General features: G+C 72.9%; 13 protein-coding genes. 7 read left to right on the forward strand and 6 right to left on the reverse strand.

Annotated features, from left to right (window positions below):
* Positions 1-30: 30 nt before the first annotated feature.
* Positions 31-1,227, reverse strand: coding sequence for a PucR family transcriptional regulator (locus tag ACWEVN_RS39815; RefSeq protein ID WP_449687440.1), 1,197 nt, complete (start codon positions 1,225-1,227; stop codon positions 31-33).
* 153 nt (positions 1,228-1,380) lie between these two features.
* Here ACWEVN_RS39815 and ACWEVN_RS39820 point away from each other — a divergent pair, with 153 nt between their 5' ends.
* The 7 genes from ACWEVN_RS39820 to ACWEVN_RS39850 are packed head-to-tail and all read left to right on the forward strand — an operon-like array spanning position 1,381 to position 8,240.
* Complete coding sequence (locus ACWEVN_RS39820; RefSeq protein ID WP_449687439.1) at positions 1,381-1,638, forward strand: phosphopantetheine-binding protein; 258 nt, start codon at positions 1,381-1,383, stop codon at positions 1,636-1,638.
* A complete protein-coding gene (locus tag ACWEVN_RS39825; RefSeq protein ID WP_452054728.1) occupies positions 1,635-2,867 on the forward strand; it encodes a beta-ketoacyl-[acyl-carrier-protein] synthase family protein in 1,233 nt (410 codons plus the stop codon). Before ACWEVN_RS39820 ends, ACWEVN_RS39825 begins: the two co-directional genes overlap by 4 nt.
* A 13-nt stretch (positions 2,868-2,880) precedes the next feature.
* Positions 2,881-3,891, forward strand: coding sequence for a 3-oxoacyl-ACP synthase III family protein (locus ACWEVN_RS39830; protein WP_452054729.1), 1,011 nt, complete (start codon positions 2,881-2,883; stop codon positions 3,889-3,891).
* Positions 3,888-4,643: a glycosyltransferase family 2 protein gene (locus tag ACWEVN_RS39835; RefSeq protein WP_452054730.1), complete on the forward strand. Its 756-nt coding sequence runs from the start codon at positions 3,888-3,890 to the stop codon at positions 4,641-4,643. The genes ACWEVN_RS39830 and ACWEVN_RS39835 overlap by 4 nt, the downstream gene beginning before the upstream one ends.
* Positions 4,640-5,821, forward strand: coding sequence for a cytochrome P450 (locus ACWEVN_RS39840; protein WP_452054731.1), 1,182 nt, complete (start codon positions 4,640-4,642; stop codon positions 5,819-5,821). Before ACWEVN_RS39835 ends, ACWEVN_RS39840 begins: the two co-directional genes overlap by 4 nt.
* Complete coding sequence (locus ACWEVN_RS39845; protein ID WP_452054732.1) at positions 5,818-7,353, forward strand: class I adenylate-forming enzyme family protein; 1,536 nt, start codon at positions 5,818-5,820, stop codon at positions 7,351-7,353. The genes ACWEVN_RS39840 and ACWEVN_RS39845 overlap by 4 nt, the downstream gene beginning before the upstream one ends.
* Complete coding sequence (locus ACWEVN_RS39850; protein WP_452054733.1) at positions 7,350-8,240, forward strand: NAD-dependent epimerase/dehydratase family protein; 891 nt, start codon at positions 7,350-7,352, stop codon at positions 8,238-8,240. The genes ACWEVN_RS39845 and ACWEVN_RS39850 overlap by 4 nt, the downstream gene beginning before the upstream one ends.
* 64 nt (positions 8,241-8,304) lie before the next feature.
* Here ACWEVN_RS39850 and ACWEVN_RS39855 read toward each other — a convergent pair whose 3' ends face one another.
* From ACWEVN_RS39855 to ACWEVN_RS39875, 5 genes are all read right to left on the reverse strand, one after another.
* Positions 8,305-9,930 carry a peptide ABC transporter substrate-binding protein gene (locus tag ACWEVN_RS39855; RefSeq protein ID WP_452054734.1) on the reverse strand — a complete coding sequence of 542 codons (1,626 nt, stop codon included), beginning with the start codon at positions 9,928-9,930 and terminating at the stop codon, positions 8,305-8,307.
* Positions 9,931-10,344: 414 nt separating this feature from the next.
* Positions 10,345-11,298, reverse strand: coding sequence for a Ppx/GppA phosphatase family protein (locus ACWEVN_RS39860; protein ID WP_452054735.1), 954 nt, complete (start codon positions 11,296-11,298; stop codon positions 10,345-10,347).
* Positions 11,299-11,307: 9 nt separating this feature from the next.
* Positions 11,308-12,474, reverse strand: coding sequence for a lytic transglycosylase domain-containing protein (locus tag ACWEVN_RS39865; protein ID WP_452054736.1), 1,167 nt, complete (start codon positions 12,472-12,474; stop codon positions 11,308-11,310).
* A gap of 140 nt (positions 12,475-12,614) precedes the next feature.
* Positions 12,615-13,124, reverse strand: a complete 510-nt coding sequence (locus ACWEVN_RS39870) for a DUF501 domain-containing protein (protein ID WP_310973824.1) — start codon at positions 13,122-13,124, stop codon at positions 12,615-12,617.
* A 24-nt stretch (positions 13,125-13,148) separates the two neighbouring features.
* On the reverse strand, positions 13,149-13,511 hold the full coding sequence (locus ACWEVN_RS39875) for an FtsB family cell division protein (RefSeq protein ID WP_086845214.1): 363 nt from the start codon (positions 13,509-13,511) through the stop codon (positions 13,149-13,151).
* Between the last annotated feature and the right edge of the window lie 146 nt (positions 13,512-13,657).

The raw sequence follows: 13,657 nt of genomic DNA on the forward strand, positions 1-13,657 counted from the left end.
GGTAAGGCGGGTTCTAACCCGCCTTACCACTCACGACCGGGCCGCGGGGGCCATCAGGGCGAGGCGGCAGCACAGCTGGTGGCGGTCGTCCTCCAGGGAAGCGCCGGTGAGCTGCTCGATCTTGCGCAGCCGGTTGAGCACCGTGTTCCGGTGGCAGTACAGCAGTTCGCCGGCGCGGCTGGGGGAGCGGTCCGCCCGGAACCACGCTTCCAGCGTCTCCAGGAGGACCCGGCGCTCCTCGTCCTCGAGGTCCAGGACGCGGCCGAGGGTCTTCGCCGCCAGCCGGTGGGCCAGCCGCGGGCTGGCGGCCACCAGCGCCTCGGGCAACCGGTCGTCGAGCACGGCCAGGCCCGGCACCTCCGGCGGCTGGGTGTCCAGCGCGATTTCCGCCAGCCGGTAGGCGATGCCGATCTCGGCGAGGCCGTCGACCTCGCCGGACAGGCCCGCGCGGTGGTGCAGGTGGGGCGTCAGCAGCCCGGCCAGCCGACCGGCGGTGCTCCCGCCCAGCTCGGCCAGCCACACCACCCGGTCCCGGTAGGGCGCCACGACCACGCGGATCCCCAGCGCCGCCAGCTCGGGGACCGGCACCACGTCCTCGGCCGCCAGGTCGCCGACGACCAGGACCACGACGTACCGGCCGTGCCCGGGCAGGCCCAGCTCGGCCTCGGCGTCCGCGGCGACGGCGGGGTCGGCGCCGCGGCCTTCGACGAGCACCCGGACCAGCCCCTCCCGGCGCCGGTTCGCCCGGGTCCGCAGCTGGGTCTCCCGCGACCGGTACCCCTCGACCATCGCCGTCGAGACGCGGTCGGTCGCCTGCCACAGCACCATCACGCTGTCGACGAACTCGGTCAGCTCGGCCGGTGACCGGCGGCGGGCCACGGCCAGCAGCATCTCCCACAGCAGCTCGGTGCCCAGCCGGAACAGGTGCAGCACCGCTTCCAGGGGCACGCCCTGTTCGGCGCGGCGGCGGCCGGTGGCCAGCGGCGCCGCGATCCAGCCGGCCCGCGTTTCGAACCCCTCGGTCATCAGGACCAGCGCGCTGCGGGCGTTGTCCATGAACGACTGCCGCATGTCCGCGGGCGCGACCCAGTCGCCGCGCGCGTAGAACGTCTTCTCCTCGACCGCACCCCGCTCGGTCAGCCGGTCGGCGAACGACGGCAGCTCGGTGAGGACGACGGCGGCCACCTCGCGGATGACCCTCCTGGACGCGTGCGGATGCCCCGGCATCCGCCGACCATAGCGCCGCGGGCTGGGCCGCTGCCGCGCACTGCTTGTGCACGGCGCACAGCCGGGCCGGATCCGGGGCCGGCCGTCAGCTGTCGGTCAGCGGCCGTTGCCAGCCTCTCGCCGTAGCCCCGAAACCACCGTGAGAGGTAAGCGATGAGCCCTTCCGACGACATCGAGCGCACCCTGGCCCAGCTGATCGCGAAGGTGTCCGGCACCGACCCGGTGACGCTGTCCGCCGAACGCCCGCTGACCGGCCTGTCGCTGCGCGACGAGCTGGACATCGACTCGCTGGCCATGGTCGAGCTGACCGACGAGATCGAACTCAGCTACGGCCTGATCATCCCCGAGGAGAACCTCCCCTCCTTGCAGACCTTCGGCGACGTCGCCGCCTACCTGCGCGCGGCGGCGTGAACAGCCCGGACGTCGAGGTCGTGGTCACCGGCGTCGGCGCGACCACCCCGCTGGGCGGGGACGTGCCCGCCACCTGGCGCGGCCTGCTCGACGGCCGCACCGGAACGTCCACTCTGGACACCGCATGGGCGCGGGACTTCCCGGTGCGCATCGCCGCGCGGCTGGCCGCCGAACCCGACGGCGAACTGGCGTACGTGGAGCTCAAGCGGATGGACCGGGCCGAACAGCTGGCCGTGATCGCCGCGCGGCAGGCGTGCCGGGACGCGGAGCTGGCCGGCGACACGGTGGACCCCCTGCGCTGCGGCGTCGTGATCGGCACCGGCATCGGCGGCGCGACGACGCTGGTCGCCCAGCACGACGCCCTGCGGGACCGGGGGCTGCGCGCGGTGTCACCGCAGCTGATCCCGATGGTCATGCCCAACGGCCCGGCCGCGCTGGTCGGGCTCGCGCTGAAGGCGCGGGCCGGGGTGCACGCCCCGATGTCGGCCTGCGCGTCCGGGGCCGAGGCGATCGCCTGGGCGTGGCGGATGATCGTGGCGGGGGAGGCCGACGTGGTGGTGGCGGGCGGCACGGACGCCTGCATCACGCCGGCGATCATGGCGGGGTTCACCCGGGCGCGTTCGATGAGCACCCGCAACGCCAGTCCGGAAGCCGCGTCCCGCCCGTTCGACGCAGGCCGGGACGGCTTCGTGCTGGGGGAGGGCGCCGGCATCGTCGTGCTGGAGCGCGCGGACTTCGCCGCGGCGCGCGGCGCGAGGGCGTACGGCCGGCTCGCGGGCGTGGGCATGAGCAACGACGCCCACCACATCACCGCCCCGGACCCGGACGGCGCCGGGCAGTGCGCCGCCATGACCACCGCGCTGCGCCGGGCGGGCCTCGCGGCCGGGGACGTCGGCCACGTGAACGCGCACGCGACGGCGACGCCGCTGGGCGACCTGACCGAGAGCGTCACGATCCGGCGGGTCCTCGGCGACGGCCCGGTGGTCACCGCGCCGAAGGGCGCGCTGGGGCACCTGCTCGGCGGCTCCGGCGCGGTGGAGGCGATCGCGACCGTGCTGTCGGTCCGGGACGGCCTGGTCCCGCCGACGGCGAACCTCGAGACGCCCGACGTCCGGATCGGCCTCGACGTCGTGGCCGGCGAGCCCCGCCGCGTCGCGCTGACCGCGGCGATCAGCAACTCGTTCGGCTTCGGCGGCCACAACGTGACGCTGGCGTTCGCCGGTGTCTAGAAAGGACAGTGCCATGCACGTGGCGATCGGCGGCGTCGCCGCCCACCTGCCCCCGGCTCTGGTCGGCGACCGCGAGATCGAGGAGCGCATCGCCCGCGAGAGCCACGGTTTCACCCCCCGGCCGGGCGCGATCGGCAAGCTCAGCGGGATCAGGACCCGGCACCGGGCCGCCCCGGGTGAACTCGCCTCCGACCTCGCCGTGGCCGCGGCCGCGAAACTGCTGTCCGGCGCCGGGCTCGGAGCGCACGAGGTGGATCTGCTCGTGTTCGCGTCCGCCTCCCAGGACCTCGTCGAACCGGCCACCGCGCACGTCGTGGCGGCCAAGCTCGGGGCGACCTGCCCGGTGTTCGACGTCAAGAACGCCTGCAACAGCTTCCTCAACGGGATGCAGGTCGCGGAGGCGCTGATCCGGAGCGGGCAGTACCGCCGGGTCCTGGTCTGCGCCGGCGAGACCGGCTCGCGGGTGGTCCGGTGGCCGGTCGCGGACCGCGCGCAGTTCGTCGACTCCCTCGCCGGCTACACCCTGTCCGACGCCGGGGCCGCGATGCTGCTGGAGGCCTCGCGGGTGCCCGGCATCTTCCACCGCGAGTTCTCGGCGGACTCGTCGGCCTGGCACGTCGCCTCGATCCCGGGGCACGGCGGCGCGAACTCCCGCGACCTCGCCACCGACGGGTACATGCGGGGTGACGGCCGCACGCTGATGGAGTCCGTCGTGCGGGGGATCCGGCCGCAGCTGGACGCGGCACTGGCCCGCACCGGCCTGAGCCGGGACGACTTCGCGCTCTTCTGCGTCCACCAGGTCGGCGTGCCGCACCTGCGGGTGTTCCTCGAGTGCAGCGGGGTGCCGGAGGACAAGCTCGTCGTGACGATCACCGACCACGGCAACGTCGCTTCGTGCAGCCTGCCGCTGCAGCTGAGCCTGGCCCGGGAAGCGGGCCGCTGCGGTCCCGGTGACAAGGTCGCGTTCATCGGGCTGGCCGGCGGGGTCAGCGTCGGCACGGTCTTCGCGGAGCTGACGTCATGACGCGCCTCTGGGTGATCATTCCCGCGTACAACGAGGAAAAGTGGATCGAAGGGCCGCTGCGGTCGCTCGCCGCCCAGCGTTTCCGCGACTTCACCGTGCTCGTCGTGGACAACGCGAGCACGGACGCCACCGCCGACGTCGTCCGCGCCTTCGCCGCCGCCCACCCCGAGATGGACGTCCGGGTGATCGGCGAGCCGCAGAAGGGCACCGGCGCGGCCTGCGACACCGGCATGCGCCAGGCCATCGCGAACGGGGCCACGCACCTGGCCCGGACGGACGCCGACTGCCTCGTCGCTCCACAGTGGACCGAAGCCGTCCTGCGGGGCTTCGCGGCCGGGCTGGAGCTGATCGGGGGCCGGTTCAAGGCGCGCACCGACGACTTCGCCGTGCCCCGCACCGAGCGGGCCGTGCTGGCGTTCCTGGTGGCGTTCGGCGGGTACTGTGCCCGGTTCCGCCGGGCCAACCGCGGGCCGGCGTACCTCGGGCCGTACCTGCTCTGCGCGGGCGGCAACACGGCCATCACCGCGCGCCTGTACGAGCGGTGCGGCGGCTATCCCCGGACGTGCATCGAGGACGACCACGAAGATCGCACGCTGGTGAACCGCGTCCGGTGCGTCACCCGTGCCTACGGGCGGCGGCGGGACATGGTCGTGTACTGGTCGCAGCGGCGGATCAAGGCGTGGGGCATCCGCAACACCTTCGCCTGGTACACCAGCCACGGCTACCGCGGCGAAACGGTGGACGTCCGATGAGGGCGGGCGCGCACGAGCTGCGGGTGCAGCTGGCGGCGCACCCGCTGGTGTACCCGGTGGTCCGCGTCCTCGGCCGGCTCGGTCCCGCGGTCCGGGTGCCCGGCCTCGGGGTCGTCGTGAACGAGGCCTCGGCGGCCCGGGAGGTGCTGACCGACACCGACACCTTCCGCAGCGGCGGCGGCACCGAGGCGGACCTGTGGACCCCGGTCTTCGGCCCGTCGATGCTGGTCAACATGGACGGCCCCGAGCACCGGGCCATGCGGCGCAAGCTCGCCGAGTTCTTCACCCCGGCCTACGTCCGCCGGCTGATCGACGCGGCGTGCACCGAGCCGCTGGCCCGCGCGGCCGAGGCCCTGCGCGGCGGCCGTCCGGTGGACGTCGTCCGGACGACGAAGATCGTCGCCGGGGCGGTGACCAGCGCGCTGGTCGGGTTCACCGTGACCGGCTCCCCGGCCGAGCGCGAGGCGGCGTACCTGCGGATGACCGGCCAGGCCACCGCGATCATCGGCCTGGTCAAGCTGGGCAAGCTCAGCCTGAACGACCGGCAGATCGCCCGGGCGCGGGCGATCGTGGCGGACATCGGCGCCGCCACGTCGCTCGCGTGGGCCGTGGGGGACGAGACCACCGCGGTCGGCCGGATGCGCAGCTTCGGGCTGACCGAGGCCGAGGCGCGGGGGCTCGCGTCCGCGTTCCTGATCGCGGGCACGGAGACGATCACCAGCCTGCTGCCCCGGATGGTGGCCCTGCTCCACGACCAGGGCGAGCTGGCCGCGGTCGCCGAGGCCTACCGCGAGGGTGATGCGGGGCCGCTGGAAGCCGCGATCCACGAGACGGCCCGGCTGATCACGCCCGCGCCGATCATCCTGCGCAACGCCGTCCGCGCCGGCCGGATCGGCGGGGTCGCCGTCCGCGCCGGCGACCGGGTCGTTTTGTCGACTCTCAACTGCGCCCGGGCCCATGGCCGGTTCGACCTGGCCCGCGCGCACCCGCCGGAGCTGCGACGGCTGTGGTTCGGGGCGGGGCCGCACTTCTGCCTCGGCTACCCGCTGGCGATGGCCGAGATCCACGCCATCCTCGGCACCTTGGCCGCGGCGGGGCCGCTGCGGATCACCGCCCGCCGGGCCGCACCCGGGGTGCTGTTCCCCGCCTATCGGCGTCTGGAGGTCAGCTGCGCATGAACGATTTCGTGACCCGGTTCCTGGACGTCGCCGAGGAGCGGCCCGGCGAGGTGGCGGTCATCGACCCCGACGGCCGCACGACGACGTTCGGCGAACTGCGCCGACTCGCCGTCGAAGTCGGCACCGGACTCCGGGCCGAGGGCCTCGAGCCCGGCGACGGGGTGCTGTTCGCCGTCCGCAACTCGGCTCAGGCGATCGGCCTGTTCCTCGGCGCGCTGCGGGCCGGTGCGGTGCTCATCTCGGCCGACACCGCCGTCGGCCCGGCGCTGGTGTCCGCACGGTTGCGCGCCTACCGCCCGCGCTGGCTGATCGCGGAGTCGCCGTTCTACACGACCAGCGTCGTGGGCCCGGCCCGGTCCTTCTGCCGCCGCCGCGGGTGGCCGGTGCCGGACCTGCGGCAGCCGATCGGCGACCCCGGCATCCGGCACGTCCATCTCGGCCGCCGGCTGCCGGGCGTCCCGAAATCCGCGCTGCCGCTGAAAAGCCTCCTCGGCCGCCCACCGGCCGCGGCACCGGAACGCGACCCCGACGCGCCCGCGTTGATCGTGTTCACCTCGGGCACCACCGAGCAGCCGAAGGGGGTCGTGCATTCGCTGCGGTCGCTCACCGCGGCCGTGACCATGCTGGGCGGGCACCTGCCGTTCGCGCCCGGGGACGTGATGCACGCCGACGGCATCGTGGCCGGCCTGCCGGCGCTGCTGGGCGGCGCCCGGCTCTCACTGCCGAAGCCGTCCGCGCCGCCCGAGCGGTTCGCCCGCGACCTCGCTGACCGCCGGGTGACCCACGCCTACGGCGTGCCGGTGCACCTGGCCGAGGTGTTCGGCGTCCTCCCGCGGTGGCCCGCGCACGTCCGCCACCTGGTGATGGGGTCCGCTCCCGCGGCACCCGCCGTGCTGCGGCAGGCGCTGGCGGCGGTCCCCGGCGGGCAGGTGCTCTCGATCTACGCGATGACCGAAGCGATCCCGATCGCGGCCGCCCGCGCGGAGGACAAGCTGGCCCACCTCGAGCAGGGCCTCCCGGGAGACCTGCTCGGCCCGCCGTCGCCCGGGGTGACCGCCCGGATCGCCGCCGACGGCGAACTGCTCGTGTCCGCGCCCAACGCCTGCCTCGGCTACCTGGGGGCGCCGCCGCGGACCGAGCTGGCCACCGGCGACCTGGCCCGCCTCGACGACGCTGGCCGGATCGTCCTGACCGGCCGCAAGAAGGACATGCTCATCCGCGGTTCGTACAACATCTACCCCGGGCTCTACGAGCCGTCGATCGCGCTGCTGGCCGGCGTCCGGGAAGCGGCGATGGTCGGGACGCCCGACCCGGTGACCGAGGACGAGAGCGTGGTGCTCGCGGTCGTGGCCGACCCGGCGGTGGACCCGGCCCGGCTCGTCCGGCGGCTCCGCAGGCAGCTGCCGGACCTGATCGACGCCGAAGCCGTGCCCGACCGGATCGTCGTCCTGCCGGAGCTGCCCCGCTCGGGCCGGTCCCGCAAGCTCGACCGCGGCCGCCTGCGCGAGCTGATGACCGCGAGCCGGCCGTGAGGCTCGCGGTGACCGGCGCGACCGGGTTCGTCGGCGGTGCGGTGTGCCGGGCGGCCGCGGCGGCGGGCTGGCAGGTGACGGCCTTCGGCCGGCGCGCCGCGGCGGACCCCGGCCGGCTCGGCGGGGCCGCGTACCGGTCCTGGGACATCGGGGCGGCCAAGCTCGCCGACCCGCCGGGCGTCGACGCGGTGGTGCACTGCGCGGCCTCGGCGACCGACACCGGCGTGGCCCACGAGGTGTGGCGGACGAACCTGCTCGGCACCCACCACGTGCTGGCGTCCTTCCCGGACTGCCGCATCGTCCACGTCAGCAGCGCCAGCGTGTACGACCCGTTCCGGCCGACCGTGCGCGCCAAGGAGCACGAAGCTCCGGTGGACCGCTACCTCAACGCCTACGCAGCCGCCAAGGCCGCGGCCGAACAGCTCGTGCTGGCCATCGGCCGCGACGCGGTCGTCCTGCGGCCGCACGCCGTCTACGGCCCCGGGGACACCACCCTGCTCCCGCGGCTGCTGGAGAACGTGCGGTGCGGCCGGTTGCTGGTGCCGGGCAACGGGAAGGTGCTGGTCAGCATGACCAATGTGGACAGTCTGGCCCGTGCCTGCCTGCTCGCCGCGACGGCCGCACCGGCGTGGCCGAGCGTGTTCAACATCGCCGACAGCGCGCCGGTGCCGATCGACTGGGCCCTGCGCGGCCTGCTGGCCTCGGCGGGTGTGCGGGTGCGGCCGGCGTACGTGCCGGCCTGCCTGCTCGCCCCGTTCGCCCGCCTGTTCCCGGGTGGACGGCTGAACCGGTACGTGATCAGCCAGTTCGCGGTGGAGCGGTCCCTGGACATCTCCGTGGCGATCGACCGGCTCGGCTACGAGCCGTCACCGACGGTGTTCCGGTAGGCGTGGTGGGTGTGGGGGGGGGGTTGCGCCCCCGCCCACGACGCCGTGGTGGTGGGAGCCGCGGCTACTTCTTCAGGACCTCGATGGACGGGTAGTCCGGCATCCGCCGGAAGTCCAGGGCCGCCGCCTTGAGGTTCTTCGACTTCGCCGCGACGCCCTTCTCGTCCCACACCGGGATCGTCGGCAGGTCCTTCGCGACCAGGTCCTCGGCCTGCTGGTACAGCTTGACCGCCGCGTCCTTGTCGGCGGTGGCGTCCGCCTGGGCGAGCAGCGCGTCCACCTGCGGGTTGGAGTAGGTCGAGTCGTTCGAGGACGCGCCGGTCTTGAAGATCGGGTTGAGGAAGTCCTCGATGGACGGGTAGTCCGCCGACCAGTCCGAGCGGCCCATGCCGGTCAGCTTGTGGCCGGTCACGATGCTGCGCCACTGGCCGAAGTCGGTGGCGGGCACGAAGTCGCACTCGACGCCGAGGGTGTTCTTGATGCTGTTGCACGCCGCGACCAGCGGTTCCTTGCGGCCACCGTCCGCGTTGGACGCGATGGTCAGCTTGCCGGTGAAGCCCGACTTCTGGAAGGCCTCCTTGGCGGCGGCCGGGTCGAACTTGCAGAACTGGCAGACGCCGGGCCGCGCGCCCGGGATGCCCTGCGAGATGTAGCCGTCGGCCGGCACGTAGGTGTCGTTCATGACGGTCTTGGTGATCTGCGCGCGGTCGATCGCCATCGAGATGGCCTTGCGCAGCTCGAGGTTGTTGTAACCGGGCACGTAGTACGGGATGTTGATGGTGCTGATCCCGAGCAGGTGGCCGGTGACCAGCCGGTCGCCGAGGTCGTTCTTGTACTTCCCGCCCGCGACGGCCGACGGCGGCAGCGCCTCCATGAAGTCGAGCCGCCCGCTCAGCAGGTCCTGGTAGGCGGTCTCCTGGCTGGAGTAGATCTTGATGTCGAGGTTCTTGAACTTGACCTTGTCGTCACCCTTGTAGTCGTCGAACCGGGTGAGCTTGATGTCCTGGTTGGGCGTCCGCGAGACGAACTTGAGCGGGCCGTTGCCGATCGGGTGCTGCTCGAAGGCCTTGGGGTCCTTGAAGAAGGAGTCGGGCAGCGGCGCGAAGGCCTGGTAGCCGACCTTGATGTCGAAAACGGAGAAGGGCGCGTTGAGCGTCACCTGGAACTCGTAGTCGCCCTTCGCGACCAGCCCGGACATCTTGTCGGTGGCCGGCTTGGCGTTCTCGTCCTCGGGGTGGACGTCCTGGTACCCCTGGATGTTCGCGAAGAAGTCGGTGTTGAGCTGGCCGTTCGGCCCGTAGGCGCCGTAGTTCCAGGCGTCGATGAAGTTGTGCGCCTTCACCTCGGTGCCGTCGTGGAACTTCCAGCCTTGCTTGATCTTGATGTCGTAGACCTTGGAGTCGGTCGTGGTGATCGAGTCCGCCATCAGGTTGAAGGGCTTGGCGTCCGCCCCCTTGAAGCCGACCAGCGTGGCGAACATCGGCTGCAGCGCCTTGGTGCCGCCGAGGTCGTTGATGTTGGTCGGAACGAGCGCGTTCTGCGGTTCGGTGCCGTAGACGCTGACCGTGCCGTCGGGGTCCGTCTCGCCGGCGCCGGTGGAGCTGCCCGAGCCACCGCCGCACGCGGTGAGCGCGAGCGCCAGCGAGGTCATCACCACCGTGGGTCCCCAGAGCCTGCGCGAACGACGCATGATCCCCTCCATATCCGGTGTGTCCGAAAGGTGAGACGCACGCTATCGGGGCCGGTGAAGCTGATCACGGACTGCGGTGTTGCAAATGTGTGACGGTCGTCGGGACCACCTGGTTGGAGCACAACCAACGTAGGAATCCGGATACTCCGGACGGCCCAGCGCGGACAGCAGGTCATCACCCGCTCACCCACGGTTCGGTTGCGCCACAAGCCCTTTGGGGCGGCCGAACGGTCGGTCAGCCAAGGGCCGAACCCGGGACCCGCGTGATTGAAGCCGTAACTCGCGTGATCAGACCCGGATCTCGCGTGATTGAAGCCGGAACTCGCGAGTTACGGGCTCAATCACGCGAGTCACGGGCCCAGACACGCGAGTTACGGGCTTGATCACGCGAGATCCGGGCTTGATCACAGCAGGTCAGGCGAGGGAGAGGGCGATGCCGTCGAGGATGTCGTGCTCGCTGACGATCAGCTCGGTGGGGCCGCCGCGGGCCGCGAGTTGCTCGGCGAGGGTCTGGACCACTACCGCGCCGCCGCCGATGACGTCGACGCGGCCCGGGTGGATCACCGGGTTGGCCGCCCGGGTCGCGTGGTCCTCGGTGAGCAACCGGGACGCGAGGCGGTCGATGTCCGCCGCGCTCAAAGTGGACAGGTGGACGCGGTCGCTGTCGTACTCCGGGAGCCCCAGCGCGATCGCCGACAGCGTGGTCACCGTGCCCGCGACGCCGATCCACGTGCGGGCGCGGGCGACGTCGACGACGTCGAACGCGTCCGTCAGCACCTTCCCGGCCAGGTCGCGGGCGGCGGCGATCTCCTCCGCGGCCGGCGGGTCGCTCTTGAGCGCGCGCTCGGTGATGCGGACGCAGCCGATGTCGACCGACTTCGCCGCGAGCACCTCGGCCCGCCGGCCGTCCCAGGTGCCGAGGACCAGCTCCGTCGAGCCGCCGCCGACGTCGACCACCACGAACGGGCCGTCATCCGGGTCCTGCTCGCCCACCGCGCCGGTGAACGACAGCCGCGCCTCTTCGTCGCCGCTGATCACCTCGGCCTCGACGCCGAGGGTCTCGCGGGTCATCCGGAAGAAGTCGTCGCGGTTCTTCGCGTCGCGGGTCGCCGAGGTGGCGACCATGCGGACCTTCTCGACGCCCTTGCGCCGCGCGGCGATCGTGTAGTCGGCGAGCGCGGCCCGGGTGCGTTCGAGGGCCTCGGGGGCCAGCTCGCCGGTGGCGTCGACCCCCTGGCCGAGCCGGACGATCCGCATCTCGCGGTGCAGGTCGCGCAGGTCGACCGTGCCGTCGTGGCGCGGCGTCAGCTCGGCGACGAGCAGGCGGATGGAGTTGGTCCCACAGTCGATCGCGGCAACACGAGGCATGCGATCACCCTAACCGGCGGGTGTCGTCGTCCCCACGGTCGTGGTCGTCGGGGTGGTCGACGTGGTGACCGAGGTGACCGTCTGACCGCAGGTGGGGCTGGGCGTCTTCGTCGTCGTCGGGCTCGGGCTCGGGTCGCCGGTGCCGGTCGGGGTCGGCGACGGCTCGGTCGTGACGCTGGTGACCGTCGTCGTGGTCACCGTCGTCGTCGGCGGCACACACGTGGACGACGACGTGGCCGGCGGCGTGCTCGTGGTCGGCGGTGGCGCCGAAGGAGTCGTCGGCGGGACCGGCGGGGGCGGGATCGGCGGCGGCGCGGGCAGCGCCGCCGCGTTCGGGGCGCCGACCGGCACCGTGCTGTCCGGCACCTGCATGATCCCGTTGCGGTAGGCGTCCGCCCACAGGATCACCGTGTTCACGTACGTGTCGGAGTTGTTGTACCGGTAGATCGCCCCGCGCAGCTGGTCCGGCTTGGCCAGGTCGAACCCGCCGGAGCACAGGTAGCGGCCGGTGGCCAGGGCCGCGTCGAAGATGTTGTTCGGGTCGGACTTGCCGTCGCCGTTGCCGTCGGAGGCGTAGCCCTTCCAGGTCCCCGGGATGAACTGGGTCGGGCCGACCGCGCGGTCCCACACCGGGTCGGTGTCGAGCAGGCCCTGGTCGGTGTCCGGGATGGCGGCGAAGTTGCCCTGGCCGTTGAGCTGCGGGCCGAGGATCGGCTCCCGGGTGGTCCCGTTCGCGTCGACGTACCCGCCGCGCGCGTGGTTCGACTCGATCCGGCCGATGCTCGCGATCAGCGCCCAGTCGATGTGACACGCGGGCTGCTCGCGGCCGAGGATGCCGGCGGCGTTCTGGTACGCCTTGAGCGCGGTGGCCGGGATGCCGAGCGGGCCGTCGGGGAGCTCGTACGCCGGGAGCGGCTCCGGGCTGACGCTGCCGGGGAGGGTGCCGTCGACGGCGATCTGCTGGAGGGCGGCGTTGCCGGGGTCGTAGCCCTGGGCGAGGGCGGCGTCGCGGGTGTGCGCACCGGTGCCGCCGAGCCAGCCGAGGGTGCCCCCGCCGGCGACCAGCGCCGGGACCACGGCCAGGATGCCGGTGATCAGCGGGTACGCGGTGCGGTGGCGGATCCCGAATCTTCGCGTGTAGCTGCCGACTGCGTCTGGCAGCCGCCGCACGCGCATGTTCAGAACCCTCCCGGCCGGATCGATCGCCGCTTCCGGGACACAGCCTGCCGCAAGCGCGGCGAGGTTTCAGCCCATCGAGAGTCGGAATCGAGGTTTTCGCTCACCCAGACCAGTTATCTGTTCACAGCGCGCGAGTGTTACGCGGCGCAGTCCCCCATCGGCCACCCGTTGGCCTTAAGCAGGGCCAGCGTCTCGTCACCGAACGGATTCACGCCCGGGCCGACGGCCAGCGTGTGGGCGACGTGCACGTGCAGGCACTTGACGCGGCCCGGCATGCCCCCGGCGGTGACCTGGTGCCCCAGCGGCTCGATCGCGTCCCGCTCGGCGAGGTAGGCCTCGTGGGTCCGCTGGTACTGCGCGGCGAGCTCGGGATCGGTGGTGAGCCGCTCGGTCATCTCCTTCATGATCCCGGACGCCTCGATGGTGCCGATCATCGAGTTGAGCTTCGGGCAGGTGAGGTAGTAGAGCGTCGGGAACGGGGTGCCGTTCTCCAGCCGCGGACTGGTCTGCACCACGGACGGGTGACCGCTCGGGCACCGCGCGGCGATCGCGCGCAGCGCTCGCGGCGGCCGTCCGAGCTGCTCCGCGATGATCTCGCGGTCGGCGTCGGTGACGGGCTCGAACCGGTGCTGCTGCGTGCTGTTCACGCGGTCCAGGTTAGAGCGTGCCCCTCAGCCGCCCGAGACCTGGTTCCACAGGTTCTCGTACCAGGAGCTGCCCGCGACCTGCTGCTGCCCGGCCGGCGGGGCCGCGTCCGGCGCCTTGTCCTCCGGCAGCTGGACGATGTACGGCGTCTCGCCCGGCTTCACGTACCGCAGCCGGCGGCGGGCCTCGGCCTCGATCTGCGCCGGGTCGCTCAGCTCCGCCTTGCGGCCTTGGAGCTGAGCGACTTCCTGCTGCAGCTGGGCCTGCTGGGCCTGCTGTTCGCGGACCTCGGTCCGCTGGGAGAGGTACGTGCGCAGGGGCACGGCGATGGTGAACGCCAGCGCGCACACCACGATCGCCACCACCGCCGCGCGGCGGGTGGTGGACATGCCGAGCACCTTCGCCGCACCCGACGCCCGCTTCGCCGCCAAGCCCCGGCGCAGCCGGGCCCTGGTGGTTTCCGGGTCGCCGGTGCGGCGGCGCGCCGCCGTCGTGCCGTCCGCCGTCCGCGGCGGGCTGCGGGAGTTCACCCGTC

Source organism: Amycolatopsis sp. NPDC003861, assembly GCF_053605405.1.